The sequence below is a fragment of the Burkholderia sp. 567 genome (assembly GCF_040545115.1).
Classification (GTDB): domain Bacteria; phylum Pseudomonadota; class Gammaproteobacteria; order Burkholderiales; family Burkholderiaceae; genus Burkholderia; species Burkholderia ambifaria.
On record NZ_JBEPLG010000001.1, the window covers coordinates 658,538 to 678,831 of the forward strand.

The 20,294-nt window shown below is 67.3% G+C and carries 17 protein-coding genes; 5 read left to right on the top strand and 12 right to left on the bottom strand.

What is annotated here, in order from left to right; all coding sequences use genetic code 11:
- Positions 1-13 precede the first annotated feature (13 nt).
- From ABIC50_RS03150 to ABIC50_RS03180, 7 genes are all read right to left on the bottom strand, one after another.
- The gene (locus tag ABIC50_RS03150) at positions 14-1,387 is read right to left on the bottom strand and encodes an MdtA/MuxA family multidrug efflux RND transporter periplasmic adaptor subunit (protein WP_354161506.1); all 1,374 of its coding nucleotides are present in this window, start codon (positions 1,385-1,387) and stop codon (positions 14-16) included.
- Positions 1,388-1,631: 244 nt separating this feature from the next.
- Entirely contained in the window at positions 1,632-2,456 is an 825-nt protein-coding gene (locus ABIC50_RS03155; protein WP_011656418.1) for an IclR family transcriptional regulator, read from the bottom strand.
- A 516-nt stretch (positions 2,457-2,972) separates the two neighbouring features.
- The gene (locus ABIC50_RS03160) at positions 2,973-4,115 is read right to left on the bottom strand and encodes an FAD binding domain-containing protein (protein WP_354161509.1); all 1,143 of its coding nucleotides are present in this window, start codon (positions 4,113-4,115) and stop codon (positions 2,973-2,975) included.
- Positions 4,116-4,194: 79 nt separating this feature from the next.
- Positions 4,195-5,070, bottom strand: coding sequence for an alpha/beta fold hydrolase (locus tag ABIC50_RS03165; RefSeq protein WP_175661862.1), 876 nt, complete (start codon positions 5,068-5,070; stop codon positions 4,195-4,197).
- A 303-nt stretch (positions 5,071-5,373) separates the two neighbouring features.
- Entirely contained in the window at positions 5,374-7,332 is a 1,959-nt protein-coding gene (locus tag ABIC50_RS03170) for a PhoX family protein (RefSeq protein WP_354161512.1), read from the bottom strand.
- 183 nt (positions 7,333-7,515) lie between these two features.
- Positions 7,516-8,709: an ammonium transporter gene (locus ABIC50_RS03175; protein ID WP_138848016.1), complete on the bottom strand. Its 1,194-nt coding sequence runs from the start codon at positions 8,707-8,709 to the stop codon at positions 7,516-7,518.
- 253 nt (positions 8,710-8,962) lie between these two features.
- Positions 8,963-9,298: a hypothetical protein gene (locus ABIC50_RS03180; RefSeq protein WP_175698588.1), complete on the bottom strand. Its 336-nt coding sequence runs from the start codon at positions 9,296-9,298 to the stop codon at positions 8,963-8,965.
- A gap of 193 nt (positions 9,299-9,491) precedes the next feature.
- Between ABIC50_RS03180 and ABIC50_RS03185 the strand changes: the two genes are divergently transcribed.
- The 4 genes from ABIC50_RS03185 to ABIC50_RS03200 all read left to right on the top strand — a co-directional run bounded on the left by ABIC50_RS03185 (position 9,492) and on the right by ABIC50_RS03200 (position 12,033).
- A complete protein-coding gene (locus ABIC50_RS03185) occupies positions 9,492-9,920 on the top strand; it encodes a BCAL1086 family glycoprotein (protein WP_165751135.1) in 429 nt (142 codons plus the stop codon).
- 92 nt (positions 9,921-10,012) lie between these two features.
- Positions 10,013-10,468: an Rrf2 family transcriptional regulator gene (locus ABIC50_RS03190; protein ID WP_006754319.1), complete on the top strand. Its 456-nt coding sequence runs from the start codon at positions 10,013-10,015 to the stop codon at positions 10,466-10,468.
- A gap of 137 nt (positions 10,469-10,605) precedes the next feature.
- Positions 10,606-11,247, top strand: coding sequence for an NAD(P)-dependent oxidoreductase (locus ABIC50_RS03195; protein WP_175656001.1), 642 nt, complete (start codon positions 10,606-10,608; stop codon positions 11,245-11,247).
- 315 nt (positions 11,248-11,562) lie between these two features.
- Positions 11,563-12,033: an Lrp/AsnC family transcriptional regulator gene (locus tag ABIC50_RS03200; protein WP_354161515.1), complete on the top strand. Its 471-nt coding sequence runs from the start codon at positions 11,563-11,565 to the stop codon at positions 12,031-12,033.
- Positions 12,034-12,080: 47 nt separating this feature from the next.
- Here the strand turns inward: ABIC50_RS03200 and ABIC50_RS03205 are convergent, their stop codons facing one another.
- Genes ABIC50_RS03205 through ABIC50_RS03215 form a run of 3 tightly spaced genes read right to left on the bottom strand, consistent with a single transcriptional unit; the run spans position 12,081 to position 15,568 of the window.
- Positions 12,081-12,854 carry an ABC transporter ATP-binding protein gene (locus ABIC50_RS03205; RefSeq protein WP_334041458.1) on the bottom strand — a complete coding sequence of 258 codons (774 nt, stop codon included), beginning with the start codon at positions 12,852-12,854 and terminating at the stop codon, positions 12,081-12,083.
- 4 nt (positions 12,855-12,858) lie between these two features.
- Entirely contained in the window at positions 12,859-14,535 is a 1,677-nt protein-coding gene (locus ABIC50_RS03210) for an ABC transporter permease (RefSeq protein ID WP_354161518.1), read from the bottom strand.
- Positions 14,525-15,568: a Fe(3+) ABC transporter substrate-binding protein gene (locus ABIC50_RS03215; protein ID WP_175706135.1), complete on the bottom strand. Its 1,044-nt coding sequence runs from the start codon at positions 15,566-15,568 to the stop codon at positions 14,525-14,527. The genes ABIC50_RS03210 and ABIC50_RS03215 overlap by 11 nt, the downstream gene beginning before the upstream one ends.
- Before the next feature lie 242 nt (positions 15,569-15,810).
- On the opposite strand from ABIC50_RS03215, the gene ABIC50_RS03220 reads away from it, so the two are divergent.
- A complete protein-coding gene (locus tag ABIC50_RS03220) occupies positions 15,811-15,972 on the top strand; it encodes a hypothetical protein (RefSeq protein ID WP_006754390.1) in 162 nt (53 codons plus the stop codon).
- Positions 15,973-16,273: 301 nt separating this feature from the next.
- On the opposite strand, the gene ABIC50_RS03225 is transcribed toward ABIC50_RS03220, so the two are convergent.
- Together ABIC50_RS03225 and ABIC50_RS03230 are read right to left on the bottom strand one after the other, a co-directional pair.
- Entirely contained in the window at positions 16,274-17,641 is a 1,368-nt protein-coding gene (locus tag ABIC50_RS03225; protein WP_011656430.1) for an amino acid permease, read from the bottom strand.
- A 307-nt stretch (positions 17,642-17,948) separates the two neighbouring features.
- A complete protein-coding gene (locus ABIC50_RS03230; RefSeq protein WP_354161521.1) occupies positions 17,949-20,240 on the bottom strand; it encodes an FUSC family protein in 2,292 nt (763 codons plus the stop codon).
- Between the last annotated feature and the right edge of the window lie 54 nt (positions 20,241-20,294).

Genomic DNA, 20,294 nt, shown 5'->3' on the forward strand with positions numbered 1-20,294 from the left:
AGCGGCCCGCGCGTTACTGGGCCGCGGGGGCCGCGGCCTGCGACGCGCCGTGCTTGTGTCCGCCGCGGTGGCCGGACGCACCCGACGCGCCCGATGCACCGGACGCCGCGCCGGCGCCGTGCGCGCCCGACGCGCCTTTCGGCTTGTCGGCCGGGATCGTGATCTTCGCGCCTTCGCGCAGCCGGTCGGAGCCGTCGGTGACCACGCGCTCGCCGAGCGCGACGCCGCTGACGATGCTGGTGCGTTCGCCGTCGACCGGGCCGATCGTGACCTTGCGCACCGTCACCGTGTTGTCGGGTTTGACGATGTACACGAACTGGCCGATCGAGCCCGTCAGCACGGCGGCCGTCGGCACGATCGTCGCATTGCGCAGCACGTCGACGAGCAGGCGCGTGTTCACGAACTGATTCGGGAACAGCAGGCCTTCCTTGTTATCGAACGTCGCGCGCAGCTTGACCGTGCCGGTGCTCGTGTCGATCTGGTTGTCGAGCGTTTCGAGCGAGCCCGTCTCGAGCGGCACCGTGTTGTTGCGGTTGTACGCGGTGACCGACAGCTTCTTGCCCGCGTTCACCTGCTTGAGGATCTGCGACAGGTTGTCTTCCGACGTCGTGAAGATCACGCTCATCGGCTGCATCTGCGTGATCACGACGATCCCGTTCGTGTCGCCCGCCGTCACGTAGTTGCCGGGGTCGACCTGGCGCAGGCCGACGCGGCCCGACACCGGCGCCGTGATGCGTGCGTACGTGAGGTTCAGCTTCGCGGAATCGATCGCCGCCTGGTCGGTCTTCACCGTTCCTTCGTATTGCTTGACGAGCGACGCCTGTGTGTCGACCGTCTGCGACGCGATCGAGTCCTGCGACAGCAGTGTCTGGTAGCGCTTCAGGTCGAGGCGGGCCGTCGCGAGCAAGGCCGCGTCGCGGGCGTAGGTGCCTTCGGCGGTTTCGAGCGCGACCTGGTACGGACGCGGGTCGATCTGCGCGAGCAGGTCGCCCTTCCTGACGAGCTGGCCTTCCTGGAATGCGACCGACTGCAGATAGCCCGACAGCTGCGTCTTGACCGTCACGTTCGCGAGCGGCGTCACGGTGCCGAGCGCGGACAGCACGATCGGCATCTCGCCTTGCGTCGCGGTCGCGACCGACACGGGCTGCGGAATGTTCGCCATCGCGGCCGGGCCGCCGCGGCCACGATGGCCGCCGCCGGCGCTCGCGCCGGAGGCCGCGCTGCCTGCGGCCTGCGTGCCGGCCGGCGTGCGGCTCCACGGGTGCCACCACAGCAGGCCGCCGATGACGACTGCGAGCGTCCCGATCACCAGCGTGCGGCGCGGGCGACGGGCGGCAGGGGAGGCGGGATCCTTCGAAGGGGGCGTGGGCTTTTGTTGGTTGTCCATCGTGTTCTGTCAGGAAGACGGCGCGGCGTGCCGGAAAACGGGGGTGGAGCGGCGCGTGGGCATGCGATGCCGCGAGGGCCGGCTCGGTCCGGCCCTGGCGGTCCGCGCGGGAAAGAGCGGTGCGCACCGCGAATGCGGCGCGACGATGGGCATGATGCTACGTCCCGTCCCCGTTACAGTCCAGCGGTCTATCTTTCAACGGGTTACGGTCGTTACATAACGCGACGGGACGATGACGGATCGATTACGCGGCGCTGCGCCGGGCCGGTGCGCCGCCGATCTCGCGGGTGATTTTCGCGATGCATTCGTGCAGCGCGGGCACCACGTGTTCCTGCAGCCATTCGGCCGAACACTGGCTCGATGCGCCGCCGCAGTTCACCGAGTAGCGCTGGCCCGACGGGCCGACGAAGCCGGCCGCGACCGCGTTCAGCCCTTCGCGCCATTCGCCGATCGCGATCGCGTGGCCTGCGCGCATCGCGTCCTCGAGACCGGGGTTCAGGCGCGCCGACACGTGCGGCCAATCGTCGCCGGCCGTCGCGCGCAGCGCGTCGAGCAGCGTGCGCCGCTCGTCGTCCTCCAGCGCCGCGAGATACGCGCGGCCGACCGCGGTGCGTGCGATGTCCATCCGCGAGCCGATCTCGAGGCGCGTGACCAGCACCGCCGAGCGCGGCCGGATCACGTCGATCGCGACCATGTCGAGCCGGTCGCGCACCGCGAGGTGCACCGACAGCGACGTGCGCTCGGCCAGCTCGATCATGAACGGCCGCGAGCGCGCGCGGATATCGAAGTTGCGCAGGAAGCCGTGGCTCAGCTCCAGCACCGACGCGGTCAGCACGAAGCGCTCGCTGTCGGGCAGCTGGAACAGGAAGCCGGCGCTGACGAGCGTCGCCGTGATGCGCGACACGGTCGGCTTCGGGATGCCCGTCAATTCGGTCAGCTCGCGGTTGCTGACGGGGGCGTCGGCGGCCGCGATGCGGCGCAGCACGGCGAGGCCGCGCGCAAGCGCGGTGATCTCGTCCGGCGCCGATTCACGGTCCCGGGGTGCGGGAGGCGTTACAGATATCGACACGAGGAATTCTCTCTATTTCCGAAACTCGATTTCAATTTTGTTGGTATCGTAAGATGATTGTCAAAAGATGCATGTTCCGTGGGTGAATCGTTCATCGTATGGGATTTTACGGGTTCACCCTTGGTTTATTAGGAAAGTTCTCAAATGACCATTGCCGGAAAGTGCAGGAGCCGGTGCAAATACCGCTTGACTTGTCGGGCGGAAACGGAAAGAATGTCTCACGTTTTCGAAACATCGTTTCAGGAGTTTAACCGGCAACGGTGTTTCGCGCAGTCTCTCAGGTTCTAGCACGGCCCTCGGAATGGCTAGAACTTTTTTAGCGCCACGGTCTCCGTGGCGCTTTTTTTTGCCCGTTATCGGCGCGCAACAAAGTTTGCAGCAGCTAGCAAGAGCGGTCTCAAAAACGTCAAAGTATGCCGCATTGCCGAAGGTTGTTGTTCGGCGCCCGATCTGGAGCGCTATTTCCTCATCAACGTGATGTCCGGCGGTTCGACTGCCTCGGCGCTATCTGGGTGGTCACGTCGATCCCATGATGCGCGTACCCAGTGAAATACCGAGCGCCGACAGCGAAGCGTTGATCTTCTGCTGATCGCGTTCCCAACGCGACAGGGCGGCGTCGAACGCCGTGCCTCGCGCGAAAGCCTGCATCGCTTCGGCGAGTCCAACCGCATTGTCCGCCGCCTTTGCCACGCCGGCGGCGGTATGTGGGCGGACAAGGCAAGCCGCGTCGCCAAGCAGTACCGCGCGGCCGAACACCATTCGCTCGACGACAAGATCCCGAATTGCCTGTGCGAACGGCGCGTGCGTTGCGTCGACGAGCGCGGCGAGCGTCGGCGCGAGCAGGTTGCGGGCCGCGTCGACGAGTTCCGACCGACTGTCGTCGGGCATTGCACCGGGCGGCAGCGATCCGTCTCGCTGTGTGCCGTCCCGGGAAAGAAACAGTTCAGGTAGCTTGTCGTACGACAGACGCCGGTACCACACCCAGTTCACGCGCCGTTTGCCGGGCTCGACGGTGCCGTCGCGGCCTGGCACCAGGTAGGTCAGGAACAGATGTGCGTCACCCTGCTGAAACGTAAAGCGGTTGCGCAGCATGCGAAGTACCTGATCGGGCAGGTCATGTTCGTCCACGAGCCCGCGCCACGCAACGTAGCCCGCATAGGTGGGTTGCGTATGGGGCAGCAGTTGCGCGCGCACGCCGGAGCGCCCGCCATCCGCGCCGACGAGCAGATCCGCGTGTTCTACGCGGCCGCTCGCGAAATGCGCGGTCACGCGCGCGCCATCGGAATCGAGTCGCTCGAACGTCTCGCCTGCATGGACGACGCCCGCTGGCAGCGCGCGCTTCAGCGCCGTATAGATCACATTCCACGCAGTCTGGGTTTGCGGCACGCGCATTTGCTGCACGATCCGGTCACCCTCGTCGAGATAGATCCGCTCGCTCGAATCCACGCCGGTATCGCCCGGCATCGGTACTCCGCCGAATGCGAACGCGCGGACGATCGGCGGCTGCAGGACGATGCCGCCGCCGCGGCTATCGAGCTCGCTTGGCGACTGTTCGAACACGCGGACGCGCCATCCAGCCGCACGCAGCGCGGTTGCCGTGAAGAGTCCGCCTACCGATCCGCCGATCACGAGTGCCCGCGGCGTCGATACGTCATTCATGAAGTGCTCCTGTCAACCAGTGGATCGCGCGTGCCGCGCGTCCGATTTCCTGCCGCGTCGATGCCGGTGCGCCGCGGATTCAACCTTCCCAGCTCTTCAGGAAATCGAGCAGCAGCGCGTTGACGCGTTCCGGCTGTTCTTCCTGCGGAAGGTGGCCGCATTGCGCGATGGGCTCGGCCCGAAGATGTGTCGCCATGCTTTCCCAGACGGATTTCATGTCGAACATCTTGCCGACCGCGTAGAAATCCTCACCCCAGATCGCCATGGTCGGGCATGCGATCTTCACATCGGCGTCGGCGAGATCCTGTTTGACGTCTTCCGCGTTCGCGCGGTAGTCGGCGAGTGCGCCACGTACGGCGCCGGGACGACGATAGGCCCGGACATACGTGTCGAACGCCTCGCCGGAAATGGCGTGCGGGTTGTAGCACCAGTCGGAGAAGAAGTAGCTGAGCCACTCGGCCTCCTTGCCGGCGATCAGGGCTTCGGGCAGGTCCGCTACCTGATGAAACAGGAAGAACCAGTACGCGCGTGCCGTCTGGGCTGTCATGTTCTCCGCGACGATGCGGGTCGGCACGTTGTCCATCACGACGAGGCGCTCGAGGCGCTCGGGGAAGTCCTTCGCGAAGCGTGTCGCGACGCGTGCGCCGCGATCGTGCCCGACCAGCGCGATTCGGCCGATGCCAAGCGTGTCGAGCAATGCGACGAGATCGCGGGCCATGTTGCGTTTGTCGTAGCCGGCGGCCGGCTTGTCGGTTTCGCCGTAGCCGCGCAGGTCGGGCACGATGACGCGGTAGCGTTGCGCCAGGACGGGAATCTGGAACCGCCATGCGAAGCTGGTTTCCGGGAAACCGTGCAGCAGGACCACGACAGGCCCGCTGCCCGCGTCGATGAAATGTTGTCGAATGCCGTTCGCGGTGACGGTGTGGTGAACGATCGAAGGCGTGGTGGTGGACATGTGTCGGTTCCCGTTTCGGTTCGGACGACGCGCCATCGGAGCGACGTGCGCGCGAGTGCTGTCCGAGCATAGGCGAAGCAACATCGCCAGTCGTATGAATTGTTCTGAATGACGATGAAGGTGTTCCTGGGAGGAGGGCGACCTCCAATGCCCGTTGTGAGCAGGGCGGCGAATGGCGTCAGTGCGGCGTGCGCGCAAAAAAAAGCGCGACGCCCGCACTGGGCATCGCGCATGAACCGGCGTGGAGCGCCGACGAATGAAACGTGATGAAGAGAAAGGGGGCCGGTCAAGACCCCCGGCCGCTCAGGCCTTCGCGAGCTTGATGCTGGTCGGCTCGGCCGTCAGGTAGCCGACGCAGGCGCCGAAGCGGTCCTTGTAGTTCGCGCGCACGAGCGGGTCGAGCGTCGGCTTGACCTTGTCGTGCAGCGGCGTCTCCCAGTCGCCCACGTGCTGGAAGTTGCTCATGACGTAGGTCCAGCCGTTGATCTCGTCGACCGCGTGCAGGCCCGTCGATTCGGCGCCGGCCGGGCACGACAGCACGCGCGCGAGCGACTTCGTGTCGACGTTGTACGCCCACAGGAAGTTGTTGACGTGCATGCCCGAGTCTTCGCCGATGAAGAGCGTGCGCAGCTTTTCGGAAAACTTCAGGTTGTCGGGGTTCGCGATCTTGTCCGGATTCGCGAGGTTGCCGAGCGCGTCGGCCGCGGCGAGGTCCTCGCCGACGAGCGCCGCCGGCGCGGCCATGTCGACCGGCACCCATTCGCTGTCGATCGCGCCGCCCGACGTGTCGCGCTGGCCGGCCTTCAGGTTCAGCGCATAGACGGCGCCCGCGGCGATCTTCTTGTCCACCGCGACGTCGCGCGACACCGCATTGCCTTTGACCATCGACGTCTCGATCCGCGACATCGCCGTGTAGACGATCTTGTCCTTCGCGTTCACCGTCGTGCCCTCGAGCTTCGTGAACGCCATGCTGCCGCCGATCAGCGCCGCATAGCGGTGCGTCTCGAGGAACGCGGCCGCCTTTTCCATCCCCGGCTTCACGCGCATCCAGTTGAACTTGCCGCCGAAGTGGATCTTCGTGTAGCTCGCGTCGTTCGGGTCGGTCGTCGTCAGGTCCATGATGTCCGACGCCTTCAGCGTGTTCGCGAGCGTCTCGATCTCGCTGCTCGTCGCGTGGCCGATCCGGATCCACGTCAGCGTCGCGCTGCCGGCGCCGGCGGACGACGTCTGCGTCCACTTCGCGACGTACAGCGTGCCGGCCGACAGGTCGGCCGCCTTGTCGGCGACGAACATGAACAGGCCGCCGTTGGTGGCGTCGTCACCCATCATCACGGTGCGCTGGTCCGGCATCACCTGGATCAGCTCGTGCGAGATGCGGCCGAGGCAGTAGTGTTTCTTCACCGTGCCGGTGCCGTCCGGGTTCACCGTGATCTCGGGCAGGTGGCCGTAGTGATAGGGGTTCGCCTTGGTCTCGTCGCCGAACGTGTTCTTGCTGAATGCCTTGAACTGCGCGTCGGTCGCGGCCTTCGTCGCGTCCGGCTCGTATTCCTCGCTCGACAGGTGCGTGCCCCACGGCGACAGGCTCGCGCCGCAGGTGATCCACAGGCCGTGCGCGCTCGACGTGTCGACGTTGTGGTACTTGACGACCTTCAGCGCGCCGCTGGACGGATCCTGGTCGAGCGTGATCACCGCGATCGGCGACGGCAGCTGGCCGTACTGCGATGCGCTCGCCTGGTCGCGCGTCGTGTATTCGAACTGCACGACCGCGAACACCGTGTTGCCCTTCACGCCGGCGACGTTCGCGTTCTTCAGCGTCAGCAGCGAGCTGCCGTCCGGGCAGTCCGAATAGAACTGGCGCTCCTTGCCGGCCACCGAGCGGTCGATGATCGGCTGGTTGTTGATGTCGTAGTAGCCGCCCGCGAGCGTCGTGCCGCCCTTGCCGTCCGGCACCATGTCGCCCGTCACGAAGAACGGCCGGTACGCGAGCTTGAAGTTGCGCGACGAGCCGTCCGAGAACGACACCGACAGCGTCGAGCCGACCGTCGTCGTGGCCATCGCGGCCGCGTTGTCGAGCGAGGGCGCCGCCATCGCCGAGAACGCCGCCGACGTGTACGCGGCGGCGGCCGGCGTCGCCGTCGGATTGTCGTCGCCGCCGCAACCGGTCAGGAGAGCCGGCAGCGCGAGGCCGGAGAGGGGCAGCATGGGCGCGCCGGCGAGGATCTTCAGGGCCTGACGACGGGAAGCATTGGGCAACGCGGGCATGTGGAGTCCAGTTTCAGATGTTGGAAGAATGGCCGTCGCGAAGCAGGCTCTCGGCAAGCAAGGCGAAGGCAAGTTGAAAACTGGACCGAAGTGTAGGGACGCTAGATGAAAGTTTTTTGAATCGAAAACGTAATGACGTCCGTCAGGTGGGCTGACGGACGCCGGTTTCGTGCTGGATGGTGTTCAATCGCGCTCGGGCGTCGCCGAGATGCGGTGAATCGACAGGTCGGCGCCGTCGAATTCGGCTTCGCGATCGAGGCGCAGCCCGACGGTGGCCTTCAGCGCGCCATACACGAGCGTGCCGCCCGCGGTGGCGATCGCGATGCCGCCGAGCGTGCCGATGAGCTGCGACACGAACGACACGCCGCCGAGGCCGCCGAACACGGGCTGCCCGAACACCCCGGCCGCGACGCCGCCGAGCGCGCCGCACAATCCGTGCAGCGGCCACACGCCGAGCACGTCGTCGATGCGCCACTTGTTCTGCACGCAGGTGAACATCGCGACGAATACCGCGCCGGCCGCGGCGCCCGTGACGAGCGCACCGATCGGGTGCATTACGTCGGAGCCCGCGCACACCGCGACGAGGCCCGCGAGCGGGCCGTTGTACGTGAAGCCCGGATCGTTGCGGCCGGCCATCCACGCGGCGAGCGTGCCGCCGACCATCGCCATCAGCGAGTTCACGGCGACGAGGCCGCTGATCTTGTCGAGCGTCTGCGCGCTCATTACGTTGAAGCCGAACCAGCCGACCGCGAGCACCCACGCGCCGAGCGCGAGGAACGGAATGTTCGACGGCGGATGCGCGGCGATCCGGCCGTCCTTCGCATAGCGGCCGTGGCGTGCGCCGAGCAGCAGCACGGCCGGCAGCGCGACCCAGCCGCCGAATGCGTGCACGACGACCGAGCCCGCGAAATCGTGGAACGGCGCGCCGAACGCATGCGTGAGCCAGTCCTGCACGCCGAAGCGGTCGTTCCATGCGATCCCTTCGAAGAACGGATAGATGAAGCCGACGATGATCAGCGTCGCGACGAGCTGCGGATTGAATTTCGCGCGCTCCGCGATGCCGCCGGACACGATCGCGGGGATGGCCGCCGCGAACGTCAGCAGGAAGAAGAAGCGCACGAGCGCATAGCCGTTGTGCTGCGACAGCGTGCCGATGTCGTCGAAGAACTCGACGCCGTACGCGATCGTGTAGCCGATGAAGAAGTACGCGAGCGTCGACACCGAGAAGTCGACCAGGATCTTCACGAGCGCGTTGACCTGGTTCTTCTTGCGGACCGTGCCGAGTTCGAGGAATGCAAAGCCCGCGTGCATCGCGAGCACCATGACGGCGCCGATCAACAGGAACAGTGTATCGACGCCGGATTTCAGACCATCCATGCCGTGGCTTCCTTGCGCAAAAAATGCGCGAGGAATGCAAGTATCGAGCCAACTTGGTGAATCGCTGCGTGCAAATGGTGCGAAAGGCCGCGCGGCGCGGCATTCCGGTGAAGCATGCACAGTCGCGGGGCGGGCTGGATGCGGCGAGAGGAGCGCACCCGATGCACGCGCGTGGTGCGAAACGTGCGCAACTGGTGCGTGCGACGCGCGGCGCGGGGCGGCGTGATGTGCCGCGATGCACCGGTCTGGCGCGTCAGCGGCGCGCGAACAGCGTCCGTGGCCGCCGCAGCCGCAGCGCGCATGCGCACCAGTAGGCGGCGACGGCCGCGAGCCCGAGTGCCGCGAACGTGAGCGCGGCGACGCCCGCGTGCGACTGGCCGTCGCCGTCGGGACCGAGGATGCCTTGCGCGACGATCAGCGCGGCCGTCCAGAAGCCGATCACCGCTTGAACGAGCAGGCGCGCGCACGCCACGCGGCGCGCACGCCCGACGGCACGCAGGCGCGTCGCGGACGGCGAGCGAAGACACAGGAACAGGGTGGCGGCGAGCACGGCGGCCAGCGCGATGAACCAGTCGATGAGGAAAGCCATGGAGAAGCGGGAAGCGGACGGAGCGGATGGAAGGCTGCCCACTTTAGTGTCGGCGCGCGTGCGATTGAATCAGACGAGTCCGAAATTGAAAGGCATTTTTAAGCGGGAGTGGTCGGTGGCCCTGTTCCACAAGCGGTATCATCGGCATCGGTCCAACCATTCAGGCCGTGCACTGCACGGCCGGAGATTGCTGATGAAGATGAAGACTTCGCGGGCGCGTCGCGCGCCCGGGTTCGTGCTGGCGGCCGCGGCCGTCGGTGCGCTGCTGTTGCTCGCAGGCTGCGAGAAGTCCGGCACGCCGGCCCAGCAAGCCGATACGGCCGCGAGCGCGGCCACCGACGCCGCCAACAGCGCGGCCAAGGCGCTCGACCAGGTGGCGAGCACCGTCAACCAGCAGCTCAATGCCGCGAAGGCCGGCATCGCGAGCGCGGCCTCGGCCGTGCCGCCGCTGTCCGCGAGCGGTCTCGCGTCCGCCGCGCAGGCGCAGCTCGATGCGGCCGCTTCCGCGGTCGTCGCGCATGCGGCGTCCGAAGCGGGCGCGAAAATGGCGGAAGCCGGCAAGAAGCTGCAGCAGTGGAGCCAGCAGAATGCATCCGGTGCGAAGCCTGCCAGCGGCGAGTAACCCGGCACTTGCGCAATGCGTGAAATGTAATTATAGTGGTTACACATTGTCGCCGGCTGCGGTTCGGGCCGGCGTCGCCAGGTGAGTGAGCAATGAATACCAGCAGCCGGTTCGCGTTTGCCGTTCACGTGCTTGCCTTGCTGTCGATGCAGGAAGGCGCGCCGCTGTCGTCCGACATCATCGCGGGCAGCGTGAACACGAATCCGGCGCTGATTCGTCGTCTGCTGTCGATGCTGGCGGCCGCGGGGCTGACCACGTCGCAGCTCGGCGCGGGCGGCGGGGCGCTGCTGGCGCGCGAGCCGGGTGAGATCACGTTGCTCGACGTGTATCGCGCGGTCGACGATGCGCAGTTGTTCGCATTGCATCGCGAGGCGCCGAATCCCGCGTGTCTCGTCGGGCGGCACATCCAGGGCGTGCTGATCGACTACATCGGCGACGCGCAGCGCGCGATGGAAGCATCGCTTGCCACGCGCACCCTCGCGGACGTCACGGCCGACGTGCTCGAATCGGAGCATCGCAGCCGGCCCGCGGGAAGCGCCGGCGGCTAAGCGCAGGGGACGGATGATGCAGGGCAGGAGGCTGGGCGACGCGCACGCGCGGCGGCCGACACGACGGAGTTTCGCTCCGTTTTTTTTCGGTCTTATATGTAATCACTTTAGTTACTTTTTCTTTCTGGAGAATCGACATGACGCAACGTACCCTGAACATCGCACTGTTTGGCGCCACCGGGATGATCGGTTCGCGCATCGCCGCGGAAGCCGCGCGCCGCGGCCATCGCGTGACCGCGCTGTCGCGCCACCCGGGCGCGTCCGCCGACGGCATCGTCGCGAAGGCGGCCGACCTGTTCGATGCGGCGAGCATCGCGGCCGCGCTGCCGGGTCACGACGTCGTCGCGAGCGCGTACGGCCCGAAGCAGGATGATGCCGCGAAGGTCGTCGCGGCGGCAAAGGCGCTGGTGGCCGGCACGCGTCAGGCGGGCCTGAAGCGGCTCGTGGTGGTGGGCGGCGCCGGTTCGCTCGAAGTCGCGCCGGGCAAGCAGCTGGTCGACACCGAAGGCTTCCCGGACGCGTACAAGGCCGTCGCGCTCGCGCACCGCGATGCGCTCGACTATCTGCAAACGGTCGGTGATCTCGACTGGACGTTCTTCGCGCCGGCCGCCATGATCGCGCCGGGCGAGCGCACGGGCACGTTCCGCACGGGCGTCGGCAAGCTGATCGTGGACGCGCAGGGCAACAGCCAGATCTCGGCGGAAGACTACGCGGTCGCGTTCGTCGACGCGCTCGAGCAAGACAGCTTCGTGCGCGAGATCGCGACGGTCGCGTATTGAGCGATATCGCGACATCACGGCGAGGCGGCGCGCGTGTGGCGCGTTTTCCGTGAACGTCCGTGAGCATTCGTAAGCGCCCGGCAGCCCACGCGGTCGCAACGAGCTTCAGGCGATTCCACCTCGACGGGCGGGATCGCCTGTTTCGTTTGAGCGGCCGCTCATCGACAAGGCCGCTGCGCGCGGCATTCCGCACATCGCGCGCGTATCCCTCGCTGATTGGTATTTATCCCGGTCGACGCCGCGCAGCGGTTTCCATATCGTTCCCCGTCATGCACGATGTATAGAAAAAATTTCTATCTACGAAGGACTGGGGAAATGGATGCCATCGATCGCAAGCTGCTGGAGCTGTTGCAGGCAGATGCCACATTGCCGATCGCGGAACTCGCGCAGCGCGTGAACCTGTCGCAGACGCCCTGCTGGAAGCGCGTGCAGCGGCTCAAGGAAACCGGCGCGATCCGCGCGCAGGTCGCGCTGTGCGATCCACGCAAGCTTGGAGTCGGCACGACCGTGTTCGTCGCGATTCGGACGAACCAGCACACCGAGGAGTGGGCGCAGCGTTTCACGCAGGCCGTGCGCGACATGCCGGAAGTCGTCGAGGTGTACCGGATGAGCGGCGAGACCGACTATCTGCTGCGGGTCGTGGTGGCCGGCATCGACGATTACGATCGCGTCTACAAGCATCTGATCCGCGCGGTGCCGCTGTTCGACGTGAGCTCGTCGTTCGCGATGGAGCAGATCAAGTATTCGACCGCGCTGCCGGTGCGCGATCTGTCCGAACCGGCGTAGCGCGGTACGGCGGGCGCGCACAGAGCACGCCGCCCTCGTCATCACGCTTAGCGGCCACGCGCCAGCGCCCGGGCGCGTTCGTCCGCCAGCGCGTCGCTGCGCACGAACTCCGCGACGAACGGGCTGGCCGGATGATGATGCAGCGCGTAGGGCGTGTCCCATTGCGCGAGCCGGCCATCCTTCATCACGCCGATCCGGTCGGCGATCGCGAACGCTTCGGCCTGATTGTGCGTGACGAGGATCGCGGTATGACCCGTGCGTTTCAGGATGTCGCGCAGCTCGAACGCGAGCCGCTCGCGCGTATCGACGTCGAGATTCGAGAACGGCTCGTCGAGCAGCAGCAGCTCGGGCGACGGCGCAAGCGCGCGGGCGAGCGCGACGCGCTGCTGCTGGCCGCCCGACAGTTCGTGCGGATACGCGTGCCCTGCATCGGCGAGACCGACGAGTTCGAGCATGTCCGCGACGCGGGTGCGCCGCTCGGCCTTCGGCATGCGCCGCAGGCCGAACGCGACATTGTCGGCCGTGCTCAGGTGCGGGAACAGCGCATAGTCCTGGAACATCATCCCGATGCGCCGCCGCTCGGGCGGCACGTCGAGCGACGGCGCCGCGACGGGCGTGCCGTCCAGCACGATGCGCCCCATGCGCACGGGTTCGAAGCCCGCGATCGCGCGCAGCACGGTGGTCTTGCCGCAGCCCGAGGCGCCGAGCAGGCAGCCGATGTCGCCGCGCGGCAGCGCGAGGCTCAGCCCGTCGACCACCGTGCGGCGGCCGTGCGGCGTGTCGTAGGCGACGCAGAGGTCGTCGAGTTCGAGCAGGTTCACGATGTCAGGCTCCGATCTTGTGACGGGTGCGCGCGAGCAGGATCACGGGCACGAGCCCGGCCAGCACGATCGCGAGCGCGGCGACCGCGCCTTCCTCATAGGTGCCGCGCGCGGCTTCCGCGTACAGCCAGGTCGCGAGCGTGTCGAAATTCAGCGGGCGCAGCAGCAGGGTTGCCGGCAGCTCCTTCATCGCGTCGACGAAGACGAGCAGCGCGCTCGTCGTGAGCGCGGGGCGCAGCAGTGGCAGGTGCACGCGGCGCAGCGTGCCGCCGGCCGTCTCGCCGAGCGAGCGCGCGGCCTGTTCGAGCGACGGCGGAATGCGCGCGAGGCCCGCCTCGATGCTGCCGGTCGAGATCGCGAGAAAGCGCACGGTGTACGCGATCACGAGCGCGGCCGCCGAACCCATCAACAGCAGCCCGTCGCGGCCGAGCGCCGCGCCGAGCAGCCGGTCGGCCGCCGCGAACGGGATCAGCAGGCCGATCGCGAGCACGGTGCCCGGCACCGCGTAGCCGAGGCTCGCGATGCGTGCACACACGCGGGCCGGGCCCGCATGGGCGCTGTCGCGCCGCGCGCGTGCCGACCAGGCGACGACGAGCCCGCAGGCAAGGGTGGTGACGGTCGCGGCGGCGGCGATCGTCAGCGTGTTCGCGAGCCCGGTCAGCAATTGCGCCGACACGCCGCCGACGAGATGCAGCCGCTTGCCGGTCTCGACCGCGAGGTACGCGGCCGGCGCGCCGAAGCCGATGAGCACCGGCAGCCAGCCGGCCACGGCGGCGCTCCACGCGGCCGCGCCGGTCAGCTTGCGCGGCGCGAGCGGACGCATGCGCCGGCCGTGCGCGTAGCGCTGGCGGCGACGCCCATAGCGTTCGAGCACGATCATGCCGACGACGATCGCGAGCATCGCGAGCGCGATCTGCGCGGCGCCGGCGAGATCGGAGCGCGTGATCCACGTCGTGTAGACCGAGACGGTCAGCGTCTGCACGCCGAGGAATTCCGACGCGCCGATGTCGTTCAGCGTTTCGAGCAGCGCGAGGCTCACGCCGACGGCGATCGCGGGCCGCGCGAGCGGCACGACGACGCGCCAGAATGTCGCGATACGTCCCGCGCCGAGCGTGCGCGCGGCTTCGAGCAGGCTCGCGGACTGCGTGACGAACATCGCGCGGGTGCTGAGGTACACGTATGGATACAGCACGAAGCCGAGCACGAAGATCGCACCGGGCAGCGAGCGCAGGTCGGGCAGGCGGAACTGGCGCGGGCTGTCGAAGCCGAGCAGCCAGCGGATCGCGCCCTGCACGGGGCCGATCGGGTGGAGCAGGTCGAGATACGCGAACGCGACGATATAGGTGGGTACCGCGAGCGGCAGCAGCAGCGCCCAGGTCAGTATCCGGCGGCCGGGAAAGTCGTACGCGGTGACGAGCCATGCGCAGCCGGTACCGACCACCGTGACGATCGCGCCGACGCCCGCGAGCAGCAGCAGCGTATTGGCGAGCGCCTGCGGCAGCACGAAGGCGCCGAGATGCTTCCAGTGCGCGAGATCGGCGCCGAACGCGGCGGCGACCAGCACCGCGAGCGGCGCCGCGACCGCCGCGGCAATCGCGACGGCCGCGCCGAGCCAGAGGCTGCCCGCGCGCGAACGCAACGGCCGGCGGCGCGCGCGGACGAACGATGCATCAGTTGTCAAAGCCGACCTTGTCGACGAGCTGGCTGGCCGCCTTGCGATGCTTCGCGATGTCGGTCAGCGGCAGCGGGTCGACCTTCAGCGTGCCGAAGCTCGCGATCACCGGATCGAGCTTCACGTTCGCGCGCACCGGGTATTCGTAGTTCGCCTGCGCATAGAGCGCCTGCGCTTGCGGCGACACGAGGTATTCGAGCAGCTTCACCGCGTTGGCCTTGTGCGGCGCGTGCTTCGCGACCGTCGCGCCGCTGATGTTGACGTGCGTGCCGCCGCTCTTCGCGTTCGCGAACGTCGGCCGCACGACCTTGATCGCGTCGCCCCACTTGCGCGCATCGGTGCCCGGCTCCGCGTTCTTCATGTGACCGACGTAGTACGCGTTGGCGAGGCCGACGTCGCAGATCCCGCCGAGAATGTCGCGCGCGACGTCGCGGTCGCCGCCCGTCGCCTTGCGCGCGAGGTTCGCCTTCACGCCGCGCAGCCACTTTTCGGTCGCGGCCTCGCCGTCGTGCGCGATCATCGCCGCGACGAGCGCCGTGTTGTACGGATGCTGCCCCGAGCGGATGCAGACCTTGCCCTTCCATTTCGGATCGGCGAGATCCTCGTAGCGGAACGCGTCGACCTTCAGGTCCTTCTCCACATACAGCACGCGATCGCGCAGCGATAGCGCGTACCAGTCACCCTGCGCGCCGCGCAGGTTCGCGGGAATCGCGTCGTCGAGCACCTTCGAGCGCACCGGCTGCGCGAGGCCGCCGTCGACGAGGTCGAGCAGGTTGCCGATGTCGACCGTCATCAGCACGTCGGCCGGCGACTGCGCGCCTTCCGCCTTCACGCGCTCGAGCAGGCCGTCCTTCACGAACACCGTGTTGACCTTGACGCCGCTCTGCTGCGTGAACGCGTCGATCAGCGGCTGGATCAGTTTCGGTTCGCGGGTGGTGTACAGGCTCACTTCCTCGGCGGCGTGGGCCAGCGGCGCGAACGCGGCGGCGGCAACGGCAAGGGCGCCGGCGAGCGGCAGCAGGCGGGTGCGCGGATTCGACATGGAGACTCCGGTGAGGCAGGCGGACGAAGAGGCGTTCCGGGGCGTGCCTGCCGCCCGAGCGACCCGAAACATTACAAAACGAAAGACTTTCGATTCTAGATCGAAATGGGAATGATTATCAAATGAAAGGTGGTGGAAAGCGGGGTGGAAGGCGGGATGAGAGGGGCGTAACGGCGCGTCGCGGCGCGGGCGCAAGCGCGTAGAATGCCCGCTTCAACGAATTCGACGGAGCCGGACTGACCATGAACGATCAGCGCAAGAAGAACCCTGTCCGCAACGTGAGCATCCTGATCGTCGTGGCCGTGCTGCTCGTGATCGGGACGATCGCGTACAACGCGATCTCGCAGAAGCACGCGTACGACGAGGCCCATCCGGCCGAGGCCGCGAGCGCCGCGTCGCACTGACGCCGGCACGGCCGGCATGATCGCTGCGGCCTGGTTGGCTTGGGGCGCAAGCGACGTGTGGGGAACAGCAGGGGGAGCGGCGGGCGACGAGGCCCATCCGGCCGAGGCTGCGAGCGCCGCGTCGCACTGACGCCGGCACGGCCGGCATGATCGCTGCGGCCCGGCGGGCTCGGGGTGCAAGCGACGTGCGAGACAGGTGGGAGGAGCGGGGAAGCGGCGGACGACGCGCAATGCGCCGCGTCGCGCCGGGACAGACGCGGGCGCCGGACCCGGCGCGCCGCATGGGAAGGTCAGTCGTGCGTCAACGTGACGCAGGCGCGAACTTCGGGCGGATCCGTGCGTAGAACACGACCGCGAGCAGCACGAGCCATCCCGCGCCGACGTAGAGCGCGACGCGCGTGTCATCGAACCAGCCGAGCATCACGATCACGAAACCCATGAACGCGATCGTCAGCGCGGGCCCGACGGGCCACAGCGGCACCTTGAACTTCAGCGCGGCGACTTCCGCGCTCGACAGGCGACGGCGCATCGCGACCTGCGACAGCAGGATCATCAGCCACACCCACACGGTCGCGAACGTCGCGATCGCGGCGACCACCAGGAACACGTCCTTCGGCATCAGGTAGTTGAGCACCACGCCGACCAGCAGCGCGCCGGCCATCACGAGCACCGTGACCCACGGTACGCCGTGCCGCGACGTCGTCATCAGCACGCGCGGCGCCTGGCCCTGCCGCGCCATCCCGAACATCATCCGGCCCGCGCCGAAGATGTCGCTGTTGATTGCCGAGATCGCCGCGCTGATCACCACGAGGTTGAGGATCGTCGCGGCCGACTTCACGCCGAGCGCCGAGAAGATCTGCACGAACGGGCTGCCGTCGCTGCCGACGCCGGTCCACGGGCTGATCGACATCAGCACGACCATCGTCAGCACGTAGAACAGCAGGATGCGCGCGGGCACCGCGTTGATCGCGCGCGGAATCACGCGCTCGGGATCCTTCGCCTCGCCTGCGCTCATCCCGATCACCTCGATGCCGCCGTACGCGAAGATCACGACCGACAGCGACGCGATCAGCCCGCCGATCCCGTTCGGGAAGAAGCCTCCATGGTTCCACAGGTTCGCGAATGTCGGCACGTCGGCCGAATGGCCGAAGTGCATGCCAGTCAGCAGGATCGCGACGCCGCCGCCGATCATCGCGACGATCGCGCCGACCTTGATGATCGACAGCCAGAATTCGAGCTCGCCGAACACCTTCACGTGACACAGGTTCAGCCCGCAGATGACCGCGACGACGCCGAGCACCCAGATCCATTGCGGCACGTCCGGAAACCAGAAGCTCATGTAGATGCCGAACGCGGTGATGTCGGCGATCGCGACGATCACCATTTCGAGCGTGTAGGTCCAGCCGGTGACGAAGCCGGCGAACGGGCCGAGGTTTTCGGTCGCGTAGTGGCCGAACGAGCCGGCGACGGGTTCGCGCACGGCCATCTCGCCGAGCGCGCGCATCACCATGTAGACGGCCGCGCCGCCCAGGATGTAGGCGAGGATCACCGCCGGGCCCGCGAGCTGGATCGCGGATGCCGAGCCGTAGAACAGGCCGGTGCCGATCGCCGAGCCCAGCGCGAGAAAGCGGATGTGCCGTGCGCTCAGGTGGCGCTGCAGGTTCTTCATCGAGTCTCCGATATCGTTATGCGACGGACCGGGCGAGCAGGGCTGGCCCGGTCGGCTCAAGTTGTCTATACAACTTGAATGTGAACGAATGATAACAAGCCCGGCCATGTGACCGGAATCGGGTATTCCCTGACTGGCGCAACCGGTTGAATCGCGGGTGGGACAAACGCGCGGCGCGCGCACGGGCCGGGTGGGACGGGCGGGTCATGCTGCGGAACGGTATTGCGGGAGCGGGGAAGCGGTGGAGCGCCGCCGGTCGGCCCGCTTGCATGCGCGGCCGGCCGGCGGCGGGAACGACGTCATGCGGTCATGCAGGCAGGCGGATGACGCTCGCGTCCTTGCGGATCAGCAGCGACGACGCGAGCATCTGCTTGCACTGGTGTGCGAGCACCTTCAGGTCGTGCGTGAGCTCGGCGCCCACCGCGTCGGATTTTTCCGCGGACACGACCATCGCGTCGAGCTCGCGCGTGATCTGCTTCGTCGCATCGAGCTGGTCGGCCGGCGGCGGCTCGCCGGCTTCCGCCTTCTCGAGGTTCTCCAGCACGGCGGACAGGCCGCGGTGCAGCGCGTCGTCGTGGACGAGGCTCTCGTCGGCCGCGCACGCGCTGCGGATCAGCGGCGCGGCGGCGGTGATCTGCGCACCGAGCACGTGCGTCTGCACGAGCAGGTCGTTCAGCTCCGGCACGAAGCGCTGGTGCGCCTTCGGCTCGATCATCATCCGCTGGAACGCCTGGCCGAGGTTCGCGAACGCGATGTGCACGTCCTTGCGCGCGAGGCGGTAGCGGTAGTCGTCGTCGAGGGCGGTGGTGGGCGCTTCGATCGCCGCGGCGACGACCGGCACGACCGCCGCGCCGTCGGCGGTCGGCACGGGCGGCGGCGATGCGCCGCGCCCGGCGCGCCACACGGCCTCGAAATACTTGCGGGTCGACGTCAGCATGTCGGTGACGAGCTTGCCCATCAGCCGGTATTCCCAGTACGGGAACAGGCGGCTCGCGGCGATCGCGATCATGCAGCCGACCACGGTGTCGATAGCGCGCTCGCCGATGATCCGCATGCTGCCCGGCGCGAGCAGGTGGAACATCAGCAGCACGTACGACGACGTGAACACGACGCTCGCCGCGTAGTTGAACAGCAGCAGGCTGTAGCTCATCACCATCGAGCCGAACATGATCGCGATCAGCAGGTGCGGCTCCTTCACCGTGTAGATCAGCGCGATGCTCGCCGCGCAGCCGATCAGCGTGCCGACGATACGCTGCGCATTGCGCTGCTTGGTGAGCGAGTAGCCGGGCTTCAGGATGATGATGGTCGTCATCACGATCCAGTATGCGTTCGTGAGCGGCAGCAGCCGGCCGAGCCAGAAGCCGACCGCCACCGCGATCGTCACGCGCAGTGCGTGGCGAAAGCTCGGCGAGCGCATGTTCAGGTTCGAGAAGATCAGCAGCGGCGACATCCGGCGCCGCTGCAGGAAGCGCGTGAGCGCCTTGTCGATCTTCAGTTCCATCTGCTGCGGGTCGGCATGGCCCGACAGGTTGCGGCGCATCCGGTCGATCAGGCGCGTCGCGCTCCAGATGCGCCGGAACGTCGCGAGCACCGCCGCGTACGCTTCCGCATTGCTGGCCGGGAAATTCTTCTTGCGCATCAGCTCGATCTCGTACTCGATCGCGCGCAGTTCGGCCTTCACGCTGATTCGCGAATGCGGCGCGCGGTTTTCGAGCACCGCGAGGCCGATCTGCTCGAGATCGGCGGCTGCCTTGCGGATCAGGTCACGGTAGAAGATGATCAGATCCGAGCCGCCGAACGTGTTGCGCACGAGCGGATAGTCGGTGTGCGCACCGACGAACAGCTCGTGCAGGTCGACGCTGTTGATGAACAGGTTGTACATCGTCGCGCGGCCGGGATCGAGCTTGCCGCGACGCAGCTTCGGCAGATTGCGCAGCACGATGTCGCGCGCGGTTTCCTGCGTTTCGACCGCGGTGATCTGCTTCGCGACGAGGTTGCGGTAGCACTCGTCGAGATCGGCGTCGAGATCGTAGAACTGCGCGCGCGCGAGTAGGTAGTCGGCGCAGGCGAACAGGCTTTCGGCCAGCGCCTGCTGTTCGATCCGGCGCGCCTGCCATTGCGACACGAACGTCGCCCAGTACGTGTACCAGAGGCCGCCCGCGAGAATCCAGCCCGCGTTGACGAACGCCTCCAGCGGCGTGAACTTCTCCTCGAGCGTCATCACCATCATGAACAGCGTCGCGAAGCTGATCTGCGGCCAGCGGTTGCCGTAGACGACGATCAGCGACAGCACGAACGTGAGCGGCACGATCGTCAGCCACAGCCCGAAGATGTTCGGCGTGGCGAGGCCGGTCGCGAGCGCGGCCAGGAAGCCGATCACGCTGCACGCGAGCATTTCGTTGTGCTTGTACTTCAGCGGGCCCGGCATGTCGACGACGCACGCGCCGAGCGCGCCGGTCGAGATCGTGAAGCCGAGCTCGCGGTTGTGAAACACGATCAGGCACAGCACGGCCGGCAGCGACACGCCGACCGCGATCCGCAGGCCGCCGAAAAAGTACTGGCTGTAGAGAAACTTTCTGATTTCGACCGAATAGCGCATCGATGGGCTGAATGACAGACGAAGACGCCGGGGCGGCGTATTGACTGGCGACGA